This is a genomic window from Fibrella rubiginis, from assembly GCF_017353185.1.
GTDB lineage: Bacteria > Bacteroidota > Bacteroidia > Cytophagales > Spirosomataceae > Fibrella > Fibrella rubiginis.
The window spans coordinates 79,616-99,677 of sequence record NZ_JAFMYV010000008.1 but is presented as its reverse complement, the minus strand read 5'-3'; the positions used below and the strand labels follow the sequence as shown (position 1 = coordinate 99,677).

Below are 20,062 nucleotides of genomic sequence, written 5' to 3'. Positions count from 1 at the left end.
GAAGCAGGTTCTACTCACTAAACAAAGTCAGATTCGGAATAGTACAAAGATAGAAAAAATAGTATGCGTGCATACTATTTTCAAAGGGATTCCAACTGGGCCAAATACGTCTGTGCCTGTTGCAAAATGGCTGCTTTATCGGCGGGCTGCATTTTATCCCAAACGCGATACATCATGCCAATACGCGGGTTGTGTTCTAGTTTAGCGCGGTTTCGGTCGTAGAAATCCCAGTACAGGCTGTTGAACGGGCAGGCCGGTTTGCCTTTGTTGTCATTTACTTTTTTAGCTTTATCGTACTGACAACCAGTGCAATAATGGCTCATCTTGTTGATGTATGTTGCCGAGGATACATAGGGTTTAGTGCCTACAATACCCCCGTCGGCAAACTGGCTCATGCCCCGCGTGTTGGTAATTTCAACCCATTGGATAGCGTCGATGTACACACCCAAATACCAGGCATCAACCTCATCGGGATGGATGCCGGTCAGCAGCGCGAAGTTGCCCGTCACCATCAGCCGCTGAATATGATGCGAATAGGCGTAGGTCAGCGAGTGGCGTACGGCATGGTGTACGCAGTTCATACGGGTATTGGCATCCCAGTAATAGTGCGGTAATTTTCGTTGATGATTGAAGAAATTTAGGTGCGCAAATGCAGGCATTTTGGCCCAATATACACCCCGCATGTACTCACGCCAGCCTAAAATCTGCCGAACAAACCCTTCTACCTGTGCATAGCTGATGCGTTCAGGGTCAGCCCAATAAGCGGCTACCACCCGGTCAATTACCTCGCGCGGAGCGATGAGTTTACTGTTCATGCCAAACGACAGCCGCGAATGAAACAGCGACCACTCGGCGGGGGCCATTGCATCCTGATACGTGCCAAAAGCGTAGAGCAGGTTATCGGCAAAATGTTCCAGCATGTCAAGATACTCGCTCCGCGTTACCGGCCACAAAAACCGGGCTGGGTCAATCGTACCCATTGTGCTTACGCCCTGTTGCTGAAGTAGTTGCACGATGTCGCTCACATCGCGGGCGTGTTCGCGGGCAGGGGGACCAACGAAGCCTTTAGGCAGGCCGTTGCGGTTGTCGGCGTCGTAATTCCATTGGCCGGTAGCCGGTTGCGCGTTGGGGTCATTGCTCTCCATCAGGATACCGTGCTTACGGCGCATATCCCGGTAGAAGGGTTCCATAATAAAATTCCGTGCACCAAACCGTTTAGCAAAATCATCCCGCTTCGTGTAAAAGTGTTCCGTATCGGCCACGCCCGTCTCGATAGGCAGCGAGGCAGCTAGTTCCACCAATTGCCTGTCGAGGCGGTGTTCATCGGGCAGCAGATACTCAAACTTTGTAAAGCCCTGTAAATTAATTAGCTCGTTAATATTACCGGGCAACGACTGCGTGTTGGCCGGATTGTCGAGCGTCAAATAGGTGACAGTATGCCCCGCCTGCCGCAGTTCATCGGCAAAGTGGCGCATGGCCAGAAAAAAGGCGACTACTTTCTGAATATGGTGCTGAGCATAGTCAGTTTCCTGACGCATTTCCATGAGTACGTACACTACGGTTGGATCTACCGTACGAAACCAGGAATGCTGCTGGTTGAGTTGGTCGCCCAGGATCAGGCGGAGGGTTTTGGGTGATGCGGCGGTCATGGCTCATAAACAAAAAAAGCCGCCCCAAGGCAGCTTTATTATAAACAAAGAAATGACTTTTGCTTAGAAGTGGGGATCGCCAGCTTCGCGCTTACCAAGCATAACGGCACCCACCATCGCCACCAGAAACAGGATAGAAGCCAGTTCAAACGGCAAGATGTAATCACTATAAAGCACAATACCCAAGCGTTCAACCAGACCCGTTTTGGCATCAAACGATGCCGGATTGTAGGTACCCACGGGTGCGTAGTTGAAGATGGAAAGTAGCAGCACCATCAGTACGCCGCCCACAATCACCGCCGCCATTTTGGTTACGTTGGTTTTGGCTTCTTCGTCTTCTTCTTTCAGGTTCAAAAACATGATCGCAAACAGGAACAGTACCATGATGGCACCGGCATACACGATGATGTTGACAATGGCCAGAAACTGCGCGTTAAGCAGCATATAATGGCCGGTTAGGCAGAAGAACGTAAAGATCAGGGCCAGCACACTGTGGATCGGGTTTTTGGCTGTCACCACCGAGATAGCGCTGATAAGTGTGATCAAACCCAATCCGTAGAACAGATAACCGGCCGTGGTCAGATTCTTGAAACTCGCCAGAAAAGTATTGAATTGATTCATGGAGAAGAGTTTAAAGTCTAAAGTTCAACGTCTAAAGTTTAATACGGTTCGCCGCAACGATTACTTCACCTACAACTGACCTGCTTATGAGGCAACCACGGCAGCGGACTGTGTTAAACTTTAGACATTAAACGTTGAACTCAATTTATCCCACCGACCGCGACAACGTCGGCTCGGTAGGGGTGGCTTGTGCGTCAGGGTTATTGCGGATATAGCGGTCGTCGAGTTTTTCAACCAGCCGGTCTTTGCCGTAGATAACCTGATCACGTTCCGTGAAAACAGGCACCATGCGGTCGTGACGAAGGTATACGGCTTGCTTGGGGCAGGCTTCTTCGCAAAGGCCGCAGAAGATGCACCGGAGCATGTTAATCTCATAGACTGCCGCATATTTCTCTTCGCGGTAGAGGGCTTCTTCGCCTTTTTTCCGCTCGGCGGCCACCATCGAAATAGCCTCGGCGGGGCAGGCAACGGCGCAAAGGCCACAGGCTGTGCAGCGTTCGCGACCCTGCTCGTCACGCTTCAGCACGTGGTGTCCCCGAAAAATCGGACCCAGATACCGCTTCACTTCGGGGTACTGGATCGTCGGCTTTTTCATGAAAAAGTGCCGAATCGTGATACCAAGGCCACCAAGGATAGCTGGCAGATACATCCGCTCGGCCAGAGTCATTTCTTTAACGCTGACTTGCTTTGATCGGTTTGTGAGCATGTTTCTCTTAAAGTTGTGGCACCGTTACCGGTTTGCGGCGGGGCGCTTTAATAGCGTTGGTAGCGGCCATGATAATCATGACGATCACAATCAGCCAGGTCGCGTATTTGAACTTATCGAACAGCAAACCTGCGCCGGTGAGCACTACGTTTAAGATCGACAGTGGGATCAGTGTTTTCCAGCCCAGATTCATCAACTGATCAAACCGGAAACGCGGGATAGTCCAGCGCACCCACATGAAGAAGAAAATGAAAAAGAAGATTTTGCCGAACAAAACGGCCGTGCCAATGCCCGTAGCAATGTTGTGGCCAACTGTGCTACCCAACGAATCCACCAGCGCGTCGTGAACCTGGTGCATGAACGGGTACTGAAATCCACCGAAATACAACGTCGAGATAATGGCCGACGAAGTGAACATGTTGATGTATTCGGCGAAGAGGTAGAAACCCAGCTTCATCGAACTGTATTCGGTATGGTAGCCGCCTACAAGTTCAGTTTCGCACTCGGGTAGGTCGAACGGAGTACGGTTACACTCAGCGAAAGCGCAGGTGAGGAAGATCACGAAGCCCAATGGTTGCGTAAACACATTCCACTGGAAAAACCCATTTTGCTCATTCACGATGTGCCGCAACGACAGCGAACCGGTCATCATCAGGATGGCAATGATTGAAAGTCCCAGGGCCACTTCGTAGCTGATATTCTGCGACGCCGCCCGGATAGCACCCAACAGCGAAAACTTATTGTTCGACGCCCACCCGCCAATCATAACGCCATATACGCCCAGCGACACCACGCCGAAGACATATAAGACCCCCACGTTGACATCAATACCCTGCACCGGTACCTCAAAACTACCATAGCGAATGCTGTCGCCGAAGGGAATCACGGCGCTCGACATCAGGGCGGTAAGCATGGCAAGACACGGCCCCAAAATAAAGAGCCACTTGTTGGCCTGGGCGGGAATAAAGTCTTCTTTAAAAAACATCTTCCCTGCATCGGCAATAGGCTGTAGCAGCCCGAAAGGACCCGCCCGGTTTGGTCCGATGCGGTCCTGCAAAAACGCGGCTACCTTCCGCTCGGCATACGTCGAGTAAGTAGCAATCAGCAGCGTGATGCCGAACACAGCCAGAATCACAAGCGATTTAATAACGAGAACGGTTAATTCCATTTGTAAGAATACTGGATGTTGGACACTGGATGCTGAACTTTTTCAGTTGTCCAGCATCCAGTGTCCAAAGTCTAACGTCTACTCTTTTGCTGATGGCAGCGTTTTGGCGAAGCGTTCGGGAGGAAGCTGTTGAATACCGAGTTGGCTGGTATCGCGTTTGTCGTCGATGGGTTTGTATTCGGCGGCAGCTACGCGGTCACCAAAACTGGGTTTCTGGAGGTCGGCGCGGTATTTATTGGCCGAAATAACCGATGACCGCGAAATCTTCGTGGGACCTTCAATTACCCAATCAGCTGTTTCTTTTTTCTCGAACCGGCAGGTGTTGCAGATAAACTCCTGCGCCTCGCCCCACTCATTTTTACGGGCCGTAACGCGGATCACTTCACTGCCTCGGTACCACAGCGATACCTTACCCGAACAGGTGGGGCAGTCGCGGTGAGCATCGACGGGTTTAGTGAACCATACCCGGTTTTTGAAGCGGTACGTCTTATCGGTCAGGGCACCTACGGGACACACATCGATGACATTGCCCGAAAAATCATTGTCGATGGCCTTTTCAATGTACGTTCCGATCTCGGCGGCATCACCCCGGCCCAATACACCATGCACGCGCTTGTCGGTGATCTGGTCGGCGGTATGCACACAGCGATAGCACAGAATGCAGCGCGTCATGTGCAGTTGGATGTACGGACCCAGATCGTGCTTCTCGAACGTGCGGCGGTCCTCTTCATAGCGCGTAGCCGAGGTGCCGTGTTCAAAGGCGAAGTTCTGGAGATCACACTCCCCGGCCTGATCACAAATAGGGCAGTCGAGGGGGTGGTTGAGCAAGAGAAATTCCACCACACCTTTGCGGGCATCAAGCACCTGCGGGCTGCTGAAATTTTCAACTACCATACCATCCTGCGCGGGCGTGATGCACGAGGCTACCAGTTTAGGCATGGGACGCGGATCTTTGGCAGAACCCGCCGCTACCCGTACCAGACAGGCCCGGCACTTGCCGCCGCTACCTTTCAAAGGCTGGTAGTAGCACATGGCCGGAGGGGCCACTTCGGGACCAATTTTTCGGGCGGCCTGCAGGATGGTTGTTCCCGGTTCCACCTCGACTTCAATCCCGTCTACGGTTACTTTAATGAGTTGAATCTGATTATCGACCATTGTTGTGCAAGCAGTTCATTACGTCGCTGAAAGAGCGTCGTCGGGCAGGCTCTTATACTATAACGAAGGGGCGGCCAAAATCCGCCAGAGGCAGGGCCGTTTCTTACCGTAAAATAACGACAAAGCACTCAGAAACCCAACTGACGCAGGTCGGCAACCCAGGCTTCAACCAGGGGCATTTCGGCTTTACCGACGTAATTTTTCTCCGTCAACAACCGGTAGCAGGTCAACAGATTAGCGTGCAGGTGTTCGCGGCCGTGGGGGAGGTCGAGGGCGGCCAAATCGGCGCAGATTTGCTTGTTCTGGGTGTAGCCGCTCACCTCGTCTTCGAAATCACGCATGAGGTTGTGCTCGTTGCGCTCCTGCCAAACGGTGGCGTTGTGAAACAGAATGCTCCAGCCACATGTCCAGGCCAGCCGTTGGGCTACGTAGCTCCGCCAGATGTCGGTCATGCGAAAGCTGCAATGCGACGGCAAATACAGCAATGGAAATGCCTCAGCAAACCATGTGGTATTCTGCGAGTTAAAGGCGCACCAGGCCCCGTCGCCGAGGGCTACGCTTTCGCGCTCGTCGAACGAAACGGGTAGAGGTAGGGTGAGCCGGTAAATGGCATCGACGTCCGGGTTTTCGTTGGCCAGGCCCTGCTGAATGGGGCAATCTACAGAGCCAAGTCCCGGCAGGGCGGGTAGTGGGTCGTGGAGGTGTTCGAGCGCGTAGCCACGGGGCCATATGTACTTATCGGTGAAGTACTTATACACGTTCGTCCAGCCTGTTTGCGTTAGCGGATGCGCCGACTGCTGCCGGTTGCGAGCTTCCCAAAATGGAGCCAACGGGTAATTGTCGTCGTCGGTTTCGAGGATCACCTGCGCGCCCTGTTGCATTGCTACGAGGTAGCCCAGGTTTTTGCGGCCGTAGTGGCGTGTAGGCAGGTTTTCGACCAAACTAAATGGCAACGTCAACTGCCGGTCGAGGCTCCAGAAATCACAGCCATCCAACTCAAATGTTGGGGGTGATTTGGTGTCGCCCATCACCACAAAGTTTACCCCGTTCAGATGTGCATTTTGGGCACAATCTTTCAATACGGCGTTGGGGGCAGCGATAGAGGTAATTATAAGAAAGGTATTGTCGTTCATATTTATTGATTGATAGACCGCTGATCGTTATGATTATCATATTGGATCATAAAAATCATAACGATCAGCGGTCTATCTTTTTTATTCAATCAACGCTGCCTTACCCGCCAGACGTAATTTGAAATAATACCAAAGCGTTGATAGTGAGTTTTTTATGGCATTTTCAGAAACACTCGGCGACGGTGCCCTGTAATGAATGGGTATTTCGGCAAAGCGTTTTTTACGAAGCAGATAGCGTAGCTCTGTCTGGTAAAAGTGCGCTGTCGATTTTAACGGATAAGCCATAAATTCAGCTACCACATTTGCATGAAACCCTTGATAACCCGAAGTCATATCGTGCATGGTAGTGCCGAGCAAAACAGTCGACATATACGTGCCAATCTTCGACAAAAATGTGCGTTTGAAATTTGATTTATAAATAGAGCCACCATTAATAAACCGACTCCCAAAGGCACATTCATTGCCTTCGTTCAAGACGCGCAAAAACATCGGGATCGCACGCGGATCGTGTGACAGGCCCGCGTCCATTTCAATGATGATATCGTGGCCGTTGGCAAGTGCCTCGCGATAGCCACGGAGGTAGGCATGCACAATGTTACGGTTCTCGGGTGCCCAAATCGTAACGAACCGGTTATCCCGCGCCGACAGCGCCCGCGCCATGTCCAGCGTCCGGTCTTTGGTGACGTTGTCGATAACCATATACACCCGGCCCGATTGAATCTTGTCTAGCTCAGCAGCCAGGGCAGCGGTGTACTCGTCGAATTCGTTTTCTTCGTTCGCCATGGGGGTGACGATGGCGAAATTGCTTTGGTAGAAAAACACGTCAGGGGATTCTGGGTGAATGATTGGCGGCAACTAATTCATTTTTGACCAGCACACAGCGGTCGGGTTGGGCGGTTTCGGTTGGTGAAACGGGATAGCGTGTAAAACCCAGCGAACCAGGATCAGCTACCAATTGGGCAAAATAAGTGTCTTTACCGTATTCAGCCACCATTTCAGGACGCATGTAGACGCAATTGATCTTGCGTTCGGCCATAAACGCCTGCATGTCTTTGGGGCGATATTGCTCCAGAAAATCGAAGTTCCAATTTTCGCCGAGGTATAGTTTGTAGAGTAATGGCACACTACCGATCATATTGACATGACCCTGCACTGGTATCTGTTGCAACCCTGTGAGCAAATGGGCAATGGGGCGGGGACGGGGCTGCCGGGCCGTCTGCCAGTGAGGCCAAAGAAATACCCCAAGCAACAGTGTAGTGGCTATGTAGGCTAGTGAAGCGGGTTGTTTCGCCAAAAGTGGTCGGGTAGCCCAGTCACGCAACAGCACCCCGGCCAGTGGTATATAGGCCAGCAGGTGAAAAACAACGTAATGTTCGCGGGGGTAAATAAGGATGCAGGAAATAAACGTGGGCGCAATACAGAGCAGTACGCACACCCAGAACCAGCCATCGCGCCGGAATCCTGCCCGCCAGTTGATCAGCGATTGTTTCCAGTTGGTAATGCCCAATATCGTTACCAGCATGGCGAGAATGAGATAGCGCCGTCCCGGAAATACTAACCGTGAAAGCCAGGGCGTAATAAGCACATCCTGAAGCATTTGCGCGGTCATCTTAACCAAGTTAATCAGGTTCTGACCAACATGCTTCATGAACATGCTCGGATTGAGAAAAAATGCGTCGCCCATAGACGTTATGTCGCGTCCAAAGCCGGCGCGGATAAACTCCTGCGAGTGCATCCACGGCGAAAACGGAAATCCGGGATGCCAAACGGCATAGTTCATGGCAAAATGCTGACCAAATGCGATGTGGCTCCGTCCGCCTGCCAGCGGAAAGCCCAGCCATAACACGAGCACTGCTGCCACACCTACCAGCGAGATAAGTGCGTAGGGTAAATGAGCTGTCTCTGAAGTCTGAGTGCCCTGCCTGCGTCGTTGCCAAAACCAGTAACCTGCCGCAAGAATGCTCAGCAGGATAAAGCCAAGGTAAAATTCTGGTCGGCCATAGGTGGCGAGCAGGGCACCAGCGGCGGCGGCTACCAGCTTACCCAGCGGTGAAACTGTTCGGTTGGCCACGACCAACCCGCCCATGAGCCAGAGCATTGTAAAGACAGATACCTTGAGTGACAGCGGAAAGTTTAAGGGGCAAAACAGGAAAAATACCGTGAGCCATACGCTTGTAGGCACCCCTACCCGCAGGCTACGCAGCAACGCGTAGAAACCCAGCCCCGGCAGCACCGACATAATGGCCCAACTGACGTAGTATGTACTGATGACATTTCCCGTAAACGCCTGAATGATAATGTACCACAGGCTAAAAAGCGGGGCCATCTGCGTGGGCGGCAGGTTGCGCCAGGTGGCGTTTAGTCCATTGCGGAAATACACATCGTCGTCGGTGGCAACAATGTCTAGCCGATGGGTGATTTGGTAGATGAGTACCCAACTACTGAGCAGAACAAACAGTAAGCCAAGAAGATCGCTACGTCTCTTGCCGAGCATTGCTTAAGATTGAATGAAGCCGCAAGTTAGCGGTTTTCAGCCTGATGCTCCGAAATATGAGCAACCGGGGATGGTTCCAGACTTCTGTCTGTGAGTCAGGAATACACGGACTGAAGTCTATGGTACTGCTCCCGCCACCTTTTTCTCGTACATACGGTTATCTCATAAACATACCTGACACATGAAACCATATGTTGCCCTTATTGCCCTGTTGAGCTTCTTTTCGGGGGGGTGTGCGACCAAGAAAGAAGCAGATAAAAAGGCGGAGAGCGAGGCTAAAGACACGTCTATTGCCAAATTGCCCGAACCAAAACCCGGCGAGGCCGTAGCTACGTTTGCGGCGGGCTGCTTCTGGTGTATCGAAGAAGAATTTGAATTGCTCAAAGGAGTGCGTGATGCCGTGTCGGGCTACGCGGGTGGACCCGGCGGGCAACCCACTTACGAAGAAGTTGGCTCCGGCAGCACCGGCCATGCCGAGTCTGTACAAGTGTATTACGACCCCAGGGTGATTCCGTATGATACGCTGGCCAAGGCGTTTCTGATGGCACATGACCCTACCACACTCAACCGGCAGGGACCAGATCGCGGCACCCAATACCGGTCGATGGCGTTTTACCGTACCCCCGCCGAAAAGGCCTCGCTGGAAGCGGCCATTGCCCGGTTCAATGCGTCGGGCGAATACACCGATCCGGTGGTGACGCAGGTAGTGCCGTTTAAGGCGTTTTACCCCGCCGAAGTATATCACCAGGGGTATTACCGCGCTCACCCTGACGACTTTTACATCATGAGTGTATCCATGCCTAAAGTGGAGAAATTCAAAAAGCATCTGGCTGATAAACTGAAGCCCGAAGGCGCTGTTAATCAGTAGCTTGTATGAATTTGTTCACTAAGTAAATTTGCCAGTTTCCCTAGTTAGTAGCGCCCATTTTACTCTGAAATGGGCGCTTTGTCTTTATGGTTTGGACCATTCGCTAACGTCAGAAATATATCTAACGGTAACTGGCAACGGCCCCGGATGAATCGCTATTTTTGTTGACCGCAACAACTATCAACGCGCCGAACAGGCGGTCTTTCATCGCTAAACAACTCATACCTTATGCTTACCGAAGTCAGTGTAGAACCTATTCTGGAAGAAGACAAAAGCCGCTTTGTGCTGTTTCCCATCAAGCACGATGACATCTGGCAGATGTATAAAAAGCACGAAGCGTCGTTCTGGACCGCCGAAGAAATTGATCTGGGGCAGGACATGAAAGACTGGAACGGCCTGGGCGACGGCGAACGTCATTTTATCTCGCACGTGCTGGCCTTCTTTGCCGCTTCCGATGGTATCGTAAACGAAAACCTGGCGGTCAATTTTCTGTCGGAGGTGCAGTATGCCGAGGCCAAATGCTTCTATGGTTTCCAGATCATGATGGAAAACATTCACTCGGAGACCTATTCGTTGCTGATTGATACCTATATCAAAGACCCCGTCGAAAAAGACCGGCTGCTCAACGCCATTGATACCATTCCGTGCGTGCAGAAAAAGGCCGAATGGGCTTTGCGCTGGATCGAAAATGGCACCTTCGCCGAGCGACTCATTGCATTTGCGGCCGTAGAAGGCATTTTCTTCTCTGGGTCATTCTGTTCTATTTTCTGGCTGAAGAAGCGGGGCCTTATGCCTGGCCTGACGTTTTCGAACGAGCTGATCTCGCGTGACGAAGGCCTACACCGCGATTTCGCCTGCCTGCTCTACACTGATCACATCCGTAACAAAATGGACCCGGCGGCGGTGTATGACATCATCCGCAATGCGGTAGAAATTGAGCAGGAATTTGTGACAGACGCCCTACCTGTTTCGCTCATTGGTATGAACGCGGGCCTGATGAAGCAATACATCGAGTTTGTGGCTGACCACCTGCTGGTTACGCTAGGTCTGCAAAAAATGTATAACGCTACCAACCCCTTCGATTTCATGGACATGATTTCGCTACAGGGAAAAACTAACTTCTTCGAAAAAAAAGTAGGCGAATACCAGAAAGCCGGCGTGATGAGTTCAACCACCAAAGAAAAAGAAGTCGGCAAGTTCTCGATGGAAGAAGATTTTTGAGGACGTTCAACGTTCAATGTTAAAGCCCAAGGGGCGCAGGGAGATCAATTCTCGTTGCGCCCCTTGTCTTTCGGTTTATCCTAGGACTAACGTACGTAACATTCAGCTTCTGCGGCAAACTAAAATGATTAACCCGTTCTATGAAACTGAAATACGACCGGGAAGCTGATGTTCTATAGGTTTGTTTGAATGACTCCCCAATTGAAGAGAGATGAAGGCCGTCCTGGCGTCATAATCCAGTATGACGCTAATGGTCAAATCGTTGGCATTGAAATTATGAATGCATCAAAGCGCAATATTCAACCCACCAAGCTAGAACTGGAAGTAGCTTAGCCTACTCCTCTTCCGCGCCCAGCACCTCCCAAACCAGGTTCGATTCGTAACCTTTGCTGAGGGCGTAGCGGGCTAATTTCTGTTTGACAACCAACGGGTTGTCATCACGGATGAGACCGCGCTTTTTGTCGATAAGCTCAACGAGGCGCGACTTATAATCGTCGGGGGCGATGTTGGCGAGGGCTTTGTTGAGGTTGTAGCCCGTGATGCCGCGCTGTTTCAACTCTTGCGTGATTTTGCGCTTGCCCCATCCCATAACCCGGAATTTACCTCCCGCAAAACTCGTAGCAAACCGCTCTTCGCTCAGGTAGCCCTGCGTGATGAGTTCGGCAATGAGTTCTTCGGCATCATCGCCGTAGATGTCCCATTTGTCCAGCCGTTTGCGTACTTCCTGCTGCGTCCGTTCCTGATACGCGCAGTACGAAGCGATCTTCCGCAGAGCATCTTTGAGGTATTCGGTCATACCCCAAAAACACCGTCGGTGGGAGTGAGGTTCGGGAGGGGGAAGTCTAAAGTACAAAGTCTAAGGTCCAACGTTGGCTGGCGCCAGAACACCTATGCGTCAGCCAATGTTGGACTTTAGACTTTGAAGCCCCTATTCACAGAAACAATCCTCGCTTATTTTTGTGGCCTACCTTTTCGGCCTACGAGATACCTTGTCCATGACGCATCACTTTATTCTGAAGAAGCCACTAGCTTTTTTCGACCTCGAAACCACCGGCGTTAACCCCGCCAAAGACCGGATCGTGGAACTCTGTGTGGCCAAGGCAATGGTAGGGGGAGAAATGCAGGTGAAAACGTTTCGGGTGAACCCAGGTATACCTATTCCGCTGGAAACGAGCCTGATACACGGTCTGTATGACGATGATGTAAAAGACGCGCCACCGTTTAAGGCCATTGCCCGTACGCTGGCGCAGTTTCTGGAGGGCTGCGACCTGGCCGGGTTCAACAGTAACCGCTTCGATATCCCGCTGCTGGTAGAAGAATTTCTCCGCGCCAACGTCGAGTTTGACGTGAAAAACCGGCGGATGGTGGACGTGCAGCGCATTTACCACCTTATGGAACCCCGTAATCTCACGGCCGCATACTGGCATTTTTGCGGGAAAGAATTGATTGGTGCCCACGGTGCCGAAGCCGATACCATTGCCACATTCGAAATTCTGGACACGATAGTGCAGGAGCATTTGGGCCGCACCATTCGCGATGAAGGCCGGCGACTGGAGTTCACCCTTAGCAACGACGTGGAAGCCCTGGATGCCATTGCCCGCAACAGCAACGTAGACTTGGCCGGGCGGATGGTTTATAATGAAAAAGGTGAGGCCGTTGTTAACTTTGGCAAACATGCCGGCAAACTGGTGCTCGACGTACTGAAAACCGAGCCTGCTTTTTACGACTGGATCCAGAAAGGCGACTTTTCGCTGGATACCAAACGCCGGCTCACCGAAATCCGCCTTCGCATGTTGACGGGAGCACTGAACGGGACGCATTCGCGGGGCGCTTCACGGGAAAAATAGATTTTATCCTACCTTTGCCCGCACTTTACATTCATTGGCACTTATGCAACCAAACGACGTAGCGGTCAACATTCCTGAGGTTATTCAACAGATTCCGCTGAATTATTACCTCATCTTTAGCACCGCCCTGTTTGTCATTGGCATCATCGGCGTGTTGACCCGGCGCAACGCCATCATCATATTCATGTCTATCGAATTGATGCTCAACGCCGTAAATACTCTCCTCATCGCCTTCTCGTCGTACCGGTCCGATCCTACGGGGCAGGTATTCGTCTTTTTCATCATGGCCGTTGCTGCCGCCGAAGTGTCGGTTGGGCTGGCCATTATTGTCATGATTTATCGTAACATCCGCACTATCGACGTGGGGGTGCTCAACAAATTGAAGTGGTAAAAGAAGTTCAAGGTTCAACGTCTAAGGTTCAAGGCGCCCTCGCTACGGTTATTTCGCCTATTCCATAGCGGTAATGCGCGAAGCAACCGCAGCGACGGACCGCTTTGAACCTTAGACGTTGACCCTTGAACCCGTTTCGTTCCTATGTCTCCTCATCTACTCTGTATCTTAATTCCGTTGCTACCCCTGCTGGGGTTTGTGGTCAATGGGCTGGGTTTCCGCAAAGTGCCGACCAGCCTGGTTGGTATAGTTGGTCTGGCGGGACCGGTATTGGCGTTTTTGTGTGTTTGCCTGCTCTGGGGCAATTTCCACGCAGGCAACGATGCCGTAATCAAAACCACCCTCTTCGACTGGATCAGTGTGGGGGAGATGCACATCAATTTCTCGTTCCAGATTGATCAGCTCACCATGCTCATGCTGGGCATCGTGACGGGTATTGGTTCGCTGATTCATTTATACAGCATCGGCTACATGAACCACGACGAGGGGTACGGCAAGTTCATGGCGTTTCTGAACCTGTTTTTGTTCTTCATGTTGCTGCTGGTGCTGGGGTCGAACTTCGTTATCATGTTTATCGGCTGGGAAGGCGTGGGGCTGTGTTCATACCTGCTTATCGGCTTCTGGAACACCAACACAAGTTATAATAACGCCGCCCGGAAGGCCTTCGTTATGAACCGCATTGGCGATCTGGGCTTTTTGCTGGGCATTTTCACCATCATGACCACGTTTGGCTCAGTCGAATATACCGACGTGTTTGAGCAGGTAGTGGGCATGGACGTCAATGCGCCGGTGATCCTGACCATTACGCTGCTGTTGTTTGTAGGGGCGATGGGTAAGTCGGCGCAGATTCCGCTGTTTACCTGGCTCCCCGATGCGATGGCCGGCCCCACGCCGGTGTCGGCGCTGATTCACGCGGCCACCATGGTGACGGCGGGCATCTATATGGTAGTGCGGGCCAACGTGCTCTTCAGCATGGCCCCGCTCACGCTCGACATCATTGGCGGCATTGCCATTGCCACGGCTCTGCTGGCAGCGTCGATTGGCCTGTTGCAAAACGATATCAAAAAAGTACTGGCTTATTCAACCGTATCGCAGCTGGGCTATATGTTTCTGGGTCTGGGCGCGGCGGCTTACACGGCGGGTATGTTCCACGTCATTACCCATGCTTTTTTTAAAGCTCTGCTGTTCCTGGGTGCCGGTAGTGTCATCCACGCCATGAGCAATGAGCAGGATATTCGGAACATGGGTGGTTTGCGGAAGTCATTACCCATTACGTACTGGACGTTTTTGGTGGGCACTATTGCCATTGCTGGTATTCCACCCTTCGCTGGTTTCTTCTCGAAAGATGAGATTCTGGCGCACGTCTACGAGCATAGTAAGGTACTCTGGGCGCTGGGTCTGCTGGGGTCGGCCATGACGTCGTTTTATATGTTCCGCCTCTTGTTTCTGACTTTCTTCGGCGAATTCCGGGGTACAGACGAACAGAAACACCACCTCCACGAGTCACCGCTGAGCATGACTCTGCCCCTGCTGGTGCTGGCCGTACTGTCGGTAGTTGGCGGATTCATGAACGTACCTGAGGTGCTGGGTGGACACAGCGTGCTGGCCGAATTTATGTCGCCCCTGTTTGATCAGGCGCGGCAGGCTAACCCAGCTCTGTTTGAAGCCAACGCCCTCGACCACGGTACCGAATTAATGCTGATGAGCATTTCGGCGGGGGTAGCCATTGTCATGGCTGTTGTTGCTTACGTCATGTATGTACGCAACGCCGCCGTACCTGCTCCCGATTCGCAGGTACGTTCACTGCCCCAACAGGTGGTGTATGGTAAATACTACATCGATGATTTCTACGACCGGCTCATTGTGCGGCCTGTTCGCGGTCTTGGTGATGCCTTCTATAGCCTTGGCGAATTTGTCATCGACGCTGTAGTAGGCGGGGTAGCCTGGTCAGTACGGAGCAGTGCAGGCGTGTTTCGCCGGGCGCAAAGTGGTTCTATCGGGCTGTATGTGCTCTTGATGGTGCTGAGTATCACCCTGTTTATTGCCCTGCGCTTCTTCAACTGGAAGGTATTTAACTGATCGCAACCGTCATACGTCACTATGCTTACGTTATTTCTCATTCTATTTCCCATCGTAGCGGCTACTGCGGTTCTCTTTTCGACGGATACTATAGCCAAGACCGCTGCCCTGATAGGCGCTATTGGCGAGTTGGTGATAGTAGGGGTGGTTTTCTTCACCTTTGTTGCCAACGATCAGTATCAGTTCGGCTTTGATTACGCCTGGTTTGGGGCTGCCACCAACGGATCGAGTGGTGTGCGGCTCAGTGGGGCTATTGATGGTATCAGCTTGTTGCCGGTGGTGCTCACAGGACTAGTCACGCCGCTTATTATTCTGTCAACATTTAAACAGACCTACACCCGACCTACTTCGTTTTATGCCCTGATCCTGTTTATGCAGGCCGCCCTAATGGGTGTGTTTGTGGCCCGCGACGGATTTTTATTCTACTTTTTCTTTGAGGCCGCGCTGATTCCAATCTATTTTCTCGCAGCCATGTGGGGCGGCGAAAATCGGATTGCCGTCACGTTTAAATTCTTCGTCTACACCATCTTCGGCAGTCTGCTTATGTTGGTGGCACTGGTGTACCTCTATCGCCAAACGCCCCTTGTCAGCGGTGCTCATTCGGCCGCCATTGCTGATTTCTATGCACTAAACTTGTCAGCAAAAGCTCAGGGTTGGGTGTTTTGGGCGTTTTTCATTGCCTTCGCCGTAAAAATGCCACTCTTTCCGTTCCACACCTGGCAGCCCGATACCTACGTTGAATCGCCAACACCAGCCACGATGTTGCTGGCGGGTATTATGTTGAAAATGGGTGTTTATGGCCTCATTCGCCTCATTCTACCCATCGTGCCGGAAGGTGTTAATATCTGGGGCAGCACCGCCATGATTCTGGCGGTGATCGGTATCGTCTACGGGGCCATCATCGCCGTCCGGCAGCGCGATATGAAACGGCTTATTGCCTACTCGTCGTTCTCGCACGTAGGCCTGATGGCAGCGGGCGTATTCTCGCGGTCGGAGATGGGCTTGCAGGGAGCATTGATCCAAATGCTGGCGCACGGTGTCAACGTAGTTGGCCTTTTCTTTATCGCCGAACTAATTTTACAGCGCACCGGTACCCGTCAGCTCGATCAGCTGGGCGGCATCACACGCAACACCCCCCGGCTTACGGTGTATTTCATGATCATCCTGCTCGGCAGCGTGGCATTGCCACTAACCAACGGTTTTGTGGGTGAATTCCTGCTATTGTCGGGCGTATATGGCTACAATCATTACATCGGTCTGGCGGCTGGACTGACTATTATTTTTGGGGCGGTATATATGCTGCGGATGTACCAGAAAAGTATGTTTGGCCAACCCGCCCCCCGCACGGCAACTTTCGTCGATCTGGCGGGCAGCGACAGTTATGTGCTTCTCATTCTCTGCGTGTTTGTGTTCTGGATGGGACTGTATCCTGCCTCATTCCTGAAACTGACTGAACCCGCCGTGCTGAACCTTATGCAATTCATCAAATAGGATTGAAGTCTGGAAAGTCATAGGGAGGAGTCCTATGAGTCTGGAAAGTGGCCTTAACTGACTTTCCAGAGATGACTTTCCAGACTCATAGGACTCCTCCCTATGACTTTCCAGACTTACGACTGTCTTCAGATGCTTCCCATCATTCTACTTTCTCTTTCGGGCATTGCGCTACTGTTTCTGGGTTTTCAGAAATCGCGGGCGTTGCTGTTGCCGGCTACCCTACTGTTTTTGGTCATTGCGTTTGTCGCCAATTTCCTGGACTGGGGCAAAACGTATATGTACTTCCGCGACATGCTGCTGGTGAACAACCTTGCCATGATTTTCACGGGTGTTGTGCTGCTCTCAACGTTTATGGTGGTGTCATTGTCGGGTAGCCTGGCCGACGATGAAGATGCACAACCCGCTGAATACTATGCTATTCTTCTGTTTTCGCTGGTGGGGGCAATCATGATGATTGGGTTCGAGAACCTGATTATGCTCTTTGTCGGCGTCGAAATTTTGTCGGTAGCCATGTATATACTTACGGGTAGCGACAAGCGCAATCTCCGCTCGAATGAGGCCGCACTGAAATACTTCTTGATGGGCGCGTTTGCCACAGGTATTCTGCTCTTTGGCATCGCCTTGCTCTACGGCGCTACGGGTTCATTCGTGTTGTCGGGCATCGGTAACTATGCACACAGTGCAACCAACGCGGGTGGTTCTATGCTGCTGTTTTACGTTGGCATGTTTATGCTCCTGATTGGTATGCTGTTTAAAGTATCAGCGGCACCGTTCCACTTCTGGACGCCCGACGTATACGACGGAGCACCGTCACTCTTCACCGCCTACATGTCGACGGTGGTGAAAACGGCCGGTTTTGCGGCCCTGCTGCGTATTCTGTCTGTCTCCTTCAGCGGCGTCTACGATTTCTGGTGGGTAGCTATGGCCGTGGTGACTGTACTCACACTGCTGATCGGCAACATTACAGCGGTATACCAAGCCAGTTTCAAGCGCATGATGGCTTACTCGAGCATTTCGCACGCAGGTTATCTGCTCATTGGCCTGGTAGGGCTATCGCAGGCATCGAAACCGGCTATTGCTTTCTATTCACTAGCCTATTCACTCTCTACCATTGCGGCTTTTGGCGTACTAATGTTGGTGGCCCGCAATCGTCCGCTCAATGCAGCCGTTTTTGGTGACCAGACCACGCTGGCCCGCACCGACGAACATTACGATGCGTTCAACGGGCTGGCCCGGAAAAATCCCCTGCTGGGCTTTGTCATGGCTGTTTCTATGCTGTCGTTGGCGGGAATTCCGCTCACGGCGGGTTTTTGGGGCAAGTTTATGGTCTTCTCGGCCGCCGCCGACCGCGGGGCTGTCTGGCTGCTGGTTGTAGCCGTGCTGATGTCGGCGGTGGGTATCTATTACTACTTCCGGGTTGTCATCGCCATGTATTTCCGCGAGGGGCAGACCGACACAATCCGGGTAGCTCCTTTTTATAGAATCGTACTCATTGCGGCTACCGTGCTTACGCTGGCATTAGGTTTGTTGCCTAATTTATTTCAAGGGCTTATCTGAACATTGTCCCGTTAGCTCAGTCAAGTAAGTTAATTGACTAGCAAAAAGCGTTGATCCGTACATTTGCGCTATTAATCGGACCAACCTTAGTTTATTCATCGTGCAGCCAGTCGATATCAGCATCGTGCAGACAGAAAAATACAAAGCGCCACGGGAGTTTTTCTCCTTTTTCTTAACGGCGTTGCTCGGTGCCTCTATCAACTTTGTGAGTCGATTTCTATACCGAGAATTTTTTGCAATAGATTTTAGCACCAGCGTTTTATTCGGTTACCTCACGGCCACTGTACTCACGTTTATCCCCACTAAAAAGTACGCCTTTGCGGCTGGTAACACGGGCAACACAAAGCGGGAAGCCATTAAATTTTTGATCATTGCTGGTGTGGCCTTAGCCGTGCAGGTATATGTGGCCAAGTTCACACTGGAATATATTGCCAACCCCCTCTTCCCTAACCTCGACAAAATCTGGCGCGAAGCAGGGTCGCACGTAGTGGGCATGGGGCTCAGTTTTCTGGCCAATTTCTTCGGTCACAAGCTACTCACGTTCCGCAGTACGGGCGTGTATGACCGCATAAAATCGCGGACAAACCGGCAGGATCAGGACATGTATTGATCCGGTCATCTTGAATGCATTTTCTGTAGTTTTTCAAGACCGCATGCCGTTCTGCAAAGATTTTGGCCTTCTATATTGCACAGAACCAAGGCGATAGCTACTTTTGCGGTGGAAAATTTAAAGCCACCAAGACGAGTACCATGAAAAAAGTTATCGCCCTCCTGTTTGTAGGCAGCGTTCTCACGTTTGCCGCTTGCCAAAGCAAACCCAAGACTGAAGAAGCTGCTGTTGATTCAACCGCCGCTGCCCTCGATTCATCAGCCGCCGCTGCTGACACGTCAGCTACGGCCGCCGTTGACTCGGCTGCTGCTTCAATGTCAGTCGTTGCTCCTGCCGACAGCGCGAAGAAGTAAGTTGGTTGCCCGATGGCAACGTCCCAAAAAGCCCTATTTTCGTAGGGCTTTTTTGCTTTAAAGACCGTTGCTACACGTACTCACGTCCCATATTCCGGCGGTTGCACTGCCATACTGCCAGCAACTGCATGCCCAGTACCCCTTCCAGTTTCGGGTGGTCCGGCCCCGCCGCACCCGGTTTGGTGATTTCCGCGTTATGCCCGACCGGTCCATGCACATTACGGTCAATGCCGATCTGAATCCCTACGCGTTTTTGCTGACTTACGTGCACGAGGTAGCTCATTGTGCCGTTTACCGCACCTATAAAAGACCGGGACCGCCACATGGCAAAATCTGGCAGACTATGTTTCGGCAATTGATGGCTCCGCTGCTTACCGACGCCGTTTTCCCGACAGATCTGCTGCCCCTGTTGCAACGCTATTTTCTGAAGCCTGCCGCCACCACGGCTGGGCACCCGGCCCTGCGGCAGGCCCTGCGTCAGCATGATTCGTCAGTAACACAATCCGCTGATCAGCAATGCGTTGTAGAGGTGGGCGAGCCGCTCTGGACCCTGCCCGATGGGCAGCCTTTTGTGTTTCAGAAAAAAACGTTTGTGCGGGGTAAGCTCCGGCGTACCCGTGTCGTTTGTAAAGAAGTGCGCACCGGGCGTTCCTACGCTATACTGGCCGACGTGCGGGTGGAGGTATTGACAGAATGAATAATGTATAATGTACAGT

General features: G+C 51.9%; 20 protein-coding genes. 11 read left to right on the top strand and 9 right to left on the bottom strand.

The window, feature by feature from the left end:
- Positions 1-80 precede the first annotated feature (80 nt).
- The 8 genes from J2I47_RS16090 to J2I47_RS16055 all read right to left on the bottom strand — a co-directional run bounded on the left by J2I47_RS16090 (position 81) and on the right by J2I47_RS16055 (position 8,926).
- Complete coding sequence (locus J2I47_RS16090) at positions 81-1,649, bottom strand: cryptochrome/photolyase family protein (protein WP_207365611.1); 1,569 nt, start codon at positions 1,647-1,649, stop codon at positions 81-83.
- A gap of 63 nt (positions 1,650-1,712) precedes the next feature.
- Positions 1,713-2,270, bottom strand: coding sequence for an NADH-quinone oxidoreductase subunit J family protein (locus J2I47_RS16085; RefSeq protein ID WP_207365610.1), 558 nt, complete (start codon positions 2,268-2,270; stop codon positions 1,713-1,715).
- A gap of 145 nt (positions 2,271-2,415) precedes the next feature.
- Positions 2,416-2,976 carry a NuoI/complex I 23 kDa subunit family protein gene (locus J2I47_RS16080; RefSeq protein ID WP_207365609.1) on the bottom strand — a complete coding sequence of 187 codons (561 nt, stop codon included), beginning with the start codon at positions 2,974-2,976 and terminating at the stop codon, positions 2,416-2,418.
- A 7-nt stretch (positions 2,977-2,983) separates the two neighbouring features.
- On the bottom strand, positions 2,984-4,144 hold the full coding sequence (gene nuoH, locus J2I47_RS16075; protein ID WP_207365608.1) for an NADH-quinone oxidoreductase subunit NuoH: 1,161 nt from the start codon (positions 4,142-4,144) through the stop codon (positions 2,984-2,986).
- Positions 4,145-4,222: 78 nt separating this feature from the next.
- On the bottom strand, positions 4,223-5,299 hold the full coding sequence (locus tag J2I47_RS16070) for an NADH-quinone oxidoreductase subunit G (RefSeq protein ID WP_207365607.1): 1,077 nt from the start codon (positions 5,297-5,299) through the stop codon (positions 4,223-4,225).
- A 128-nt stretch (positions 5,300-5,427) separates the two neighbouring features.
- Complete coding sequence (locus J2I47_RS16065; protein WP_207365606.1) at positions 5,428-6,432, bottom strand: STELLO glycosyltransferase family protein; 1,005 nt, start codon at positions 6,430-6,432, stop codon at positions 5,428-5,430.
- 81 nt (positions 6,433-6,513) lie between these two features.
- Complete coding sequence (locus J2I47_RS16060) at positions 6,514-7,215, bottom strand: glycosyltransferase (protein ID WP_207365605.1); 702 nt, start codon at positions 7,213-7,215, stop codon at positions 6,514-6,516.
- A gap of 40 nt (positions 7,216-7,255) precedes the next feature.
- Positions 7,256-8,926, bottom strand: coding sequence for a hypothetical protein (locus tag J2I47_RS16055; protein WP_207365604.1), 1,671 nt, complete (start codon positions 8,924-8,926; stop codon positions 7,256-7,258).
- A 181-nt stretch (positions 8,927-9,107) separates the two neighbouring features.
- Between J2I47_RS16055 and msrA the strand changes: the two genes are divergently transcribed.
- From msrA to J2I47_RS16040, 3 genes are all read left to right on the top strand, one after another.
- Positions 9,108-9,794, top strand: a complete 687-nt coding sequence (msrA, locus tag J2I47_RS16050) for a peptide-methionine (S)-S-oxide reductase MsrA (RefSeq protein WP_207365603.1) — start codon at positions 9,108-9,110, stop codon at positions 9,792-9,794.
- A gap of 228 nt (positions 9,795-10,022) precedes the next feature.
- On the top strand, positions 10,023-11,015 hold the full coding sequence (locus J2I47_RS16045) for a ribonucleoside-diphosphate reductase small subunit (protein ID WP_207365602.1): 993 nt from the start codon (positions 10,023-10,025) through the stop codon (positions 11,013-11,015).
- A 189-nt stretch (positions 11,016-11,204) separates the two neighbouring features.
- Positions 11,205-11,348: a DUF2283 domain-containing protein gene (locus J2I47_RS16040; protein ID WP_229374687.1), complete on the top strand. Its 144-nt coding sequence runs from the start codon at positions 11,205-11,207 to the stop codon at positions 11,346-11,348.
- A gap of 1 nt (position 11,349) precedes the next feature.
- Here the strand turns inward: J2I47_RS16040 and J2I47_RS16035 are convergent, their stop codons facing one another.
- On the bottom strand, positions 11,350-11,811 hold the full coding sequence (locus tag J2I47_RS16035; RefSeq protein WP_207365601.1) for a regulatory protein RecX: 462 nt from the start codon (positions 11,809-11,811) through the stop codon (positions 11,350-11,352).
- 199 nt (positions 11,812-12,010) lie between these two features.
- Here J2I47_RS16035 and J2I47_RS16030 point away from each other — a divergent pair, with 199 nt between their 5' ends.
- The 8 genes from J2I47_RS16030 to J2I47_RS15995 all read left to right on the top strand — a co-directional run bounded on the left by J2I47_RS16030 (position 12,011) and on the right by J2I47_RS15995 (position 20,043).
- Positions 12,011-12,862: a 3'-5' exonuclease gene (locus tag J2I47_RS16030; protein ID WP_207365600.1), complete on the top strand. Its 852-nt coding sequence runs from the start codon at positions 12,011-12,013 to the stop codon at positions 12,860-12,862.
- A gap of 43 nt (positions 12,863-12,905) precedes the next feature.
- Positions 12,906-13,253: an NADH-quinone oxidoreductase subunit NuoK gene (gene nuoK / locus J2I47_RS16025; protein ID WP_229374685.1), complete on the top strand. Its 348-nt coding sequence runs from the start codon at positions 12,906-12,908 to the stop codon at positions 13,251-13,253.
- Between the two features lie 144 nt (positions 13,254-13,397).
- Positions 13,398-15,332 (top strand): NADH-quinone oxidoreductase subunit L, encoded by a 1,935-nt coding sequence (gene nuoL, locus J2I47_RS16020; RefSeq protein ID WP_207365599.1) that lies wholly within the window; start codon positions 13,398-13,400, stop codon positions 15,330-15,332.
- A 21-nt stretch (positions 15,333-15,353) separates the two neighbouring features.
- On the top strand, positions 15,354-16,823 hold the full coding sequence (locus J2I47_RS16015; protein WP_207365598.1) for a complex I subunit 4 family protein: 1,470 nt from the start codon (positions 15,354-15,356) through the stop codon (positions 16,821-16,823).
- 132 nt (positions 16,824-16,955) lie between these two features.
- Positions 16,956-18,383 carry an NADH-quinone oxidoreductase subunit N gene (locus J2I47_RS16010; RefSeq protein ID WP_207365787.1) on the top strand — a complete coding sequence of 476 codons (1,428 nt, stop codon included), beginning with the start codon at positions 16,956-16,958 and terminating at the stop codon, positions 18,381-18,383.
- A gap of 100 nt (positions 18,384-18,483) precedes the next feature.
- Complete coding sequence (locus J2I47_RS16005; RefSeq protein ID WP_207365597.1) at positions 18,484-18,993, top strand: GtrA family protein; 510 nt, start codon at positions 18,484-18,486, stop codon at positions 18,991-18,993.
- Between the two features lie 140 nt (positions 18,994-19,133).
- The gene (locus J2I47_RS16000) at positions 19,134-19,346 is read left to right on the top strand and encodes a hypothetical protein (protein WP_207365596.1); all 213 of its coding nucleotides are present in this window, start codon (positions 19,134-19,136) and stop codon (positions 19,344-19,346) included.
- Between the two features lie 67 nt (positions 19,347-19,413).
- A complete protein-coding gene (locus J2I47_RS15995; protein ID WP_229374683.1) occupies positions 19,414-20,043 on the top strand; it encodes a SprT family zinc-dependent metalloprotease in 630 nt (209 codons plus the stop codon).
- Positions 20,044-20,062: the final 19 nt, after the last annotated feature.

Excerpts from the sequence above, each read along its gene's own strand:
- J2I47_RS16045 (WP_207365602.1), top strand. The coding sequence starts at position 10,023 with ATGCTTACCGAAGTCAGTGTAGAACCTATTCTGGAAGAAGACAAAAGC.
- J2I47_RS16040 (WP_229374687.1), top strand. The coding sequence starts at position 11,205 with ATGACTCCCCAATTGAAGAGAGATGAAGGCCGTCCTGGCGTCATAATC.
- J2I47_RS16080 (WP_207365609.1), bottom strand. The coding sequence starts at position 2,976 with ATGCTCACAAACCGATCAAAGCAAGTCAGCGTTAAAGAAATGACTCTG.
- J2I47_RS16015 (WP_207365598.1), top strand. The coding sequence starts at position 15,354 with ATGCTTACGTTATTTCTCATTCTATTTCCCATCGTAGCGGCTACTGCG.
- J2I47_RS16035 (WP_207365601.1), bottom strand. The coding sequence starts at position 11,811 with ATGACCGAATACCTCAAAGATGCTCTGCGGAAGATCGCTTCGTACTGC.
- J2I47_RS16070 (WP_207365607.1), bottom strand. The coding sequence starts at position 5,299 with ATGGTCGATAATCAGATTCAACTCATTAAAGTAACCGTAGACGGGATT.
- J2I47_RS16090 (WP_207365611.1), bottom strand. The coding sequence starts at position 1,649 with ATGACCGCCGCATCACCCAAAACCCTCCGCCTGATCCTGGGCGACCAA.
- J2I47_RS16055 (WP_207365604.1), bottom strand. The coding sequence starts at position 8,926 with ATGCTCGGCAAGAGACGTAGCGATCTTCTTGGCTTACTGTTTGTTCTG.
- J2I47_RS16030 (WP_207365600.1), top strand. The coding sequence starts at position 12,011 with ATGACGCATCACTTTATTCTGAAGAAGCCACTAGCTTTTTTCGACCTC.
- J2I47_RS16060 (WP_207365605.1), bottom strand. The coding sequence starts at position 7,215 with ATGGCGAACGAAGAAAACGAATTCGACGAGTACACCGCTGCCCTGGCT.
- nuoH (WP_207365608.1), bottom strand. The coding sequence starts at position 4,144 with ATGGAATTAACCGTTCTCGTTATTAAATCGCTTGTGATTCTGGCTGTG.
- nuoL (WP_207365599.1), top strand. The coding sequence starts at position 13,398 with ATGTCTCCTCATCTACTCTGTATCTTAATTCCGTTGCTACCCCTGCTG.
- J2I47_RS16010 (WP_207365787.1), top strand. The coding sequence starts at position 16,956 with ATGCTTCCCATCATTCTACTTTCTCTTTCGGGCATTGCGCTACTGTTT.
- nuoK (WP_229374685.1), top strand. The coding sequence starts at position 12,906 with ATGCAACCAAACGACGTAGCGGTCAACATTCCTGAGGTTATTCAACAG.
- J2I47_RS16065 (WP_207365606.1), bottom strand. The coding sequence starts at position 6,432 with ATGAACGACAATACCTTTCTTATAATTACCTCTATCGCTGCCCCCAAC.
- J2I47_RS16085 (WP_207365610.1), bottom strand. The coding sequence starts at position 2,270 with ATGAATCAATTCAATACTTTTCTGGCGAGTTTCAAGAATCTGACCACG.
- msrA (WP_207365603.1), top strand. The coding sequence starts at position 9,108 with ATGAAACCATATGTTGCCCTTATTGCCCTGTTGAGCTTCTTTTCGGGG.
- J2I47_RS16000 (WP_207365596.1), top strand. The coding sequence starts at position 19,134 with ATGAAAAAAGTTATCGCCCTCCTGTTTGTAGGCAGCGTTCTCACGTTT.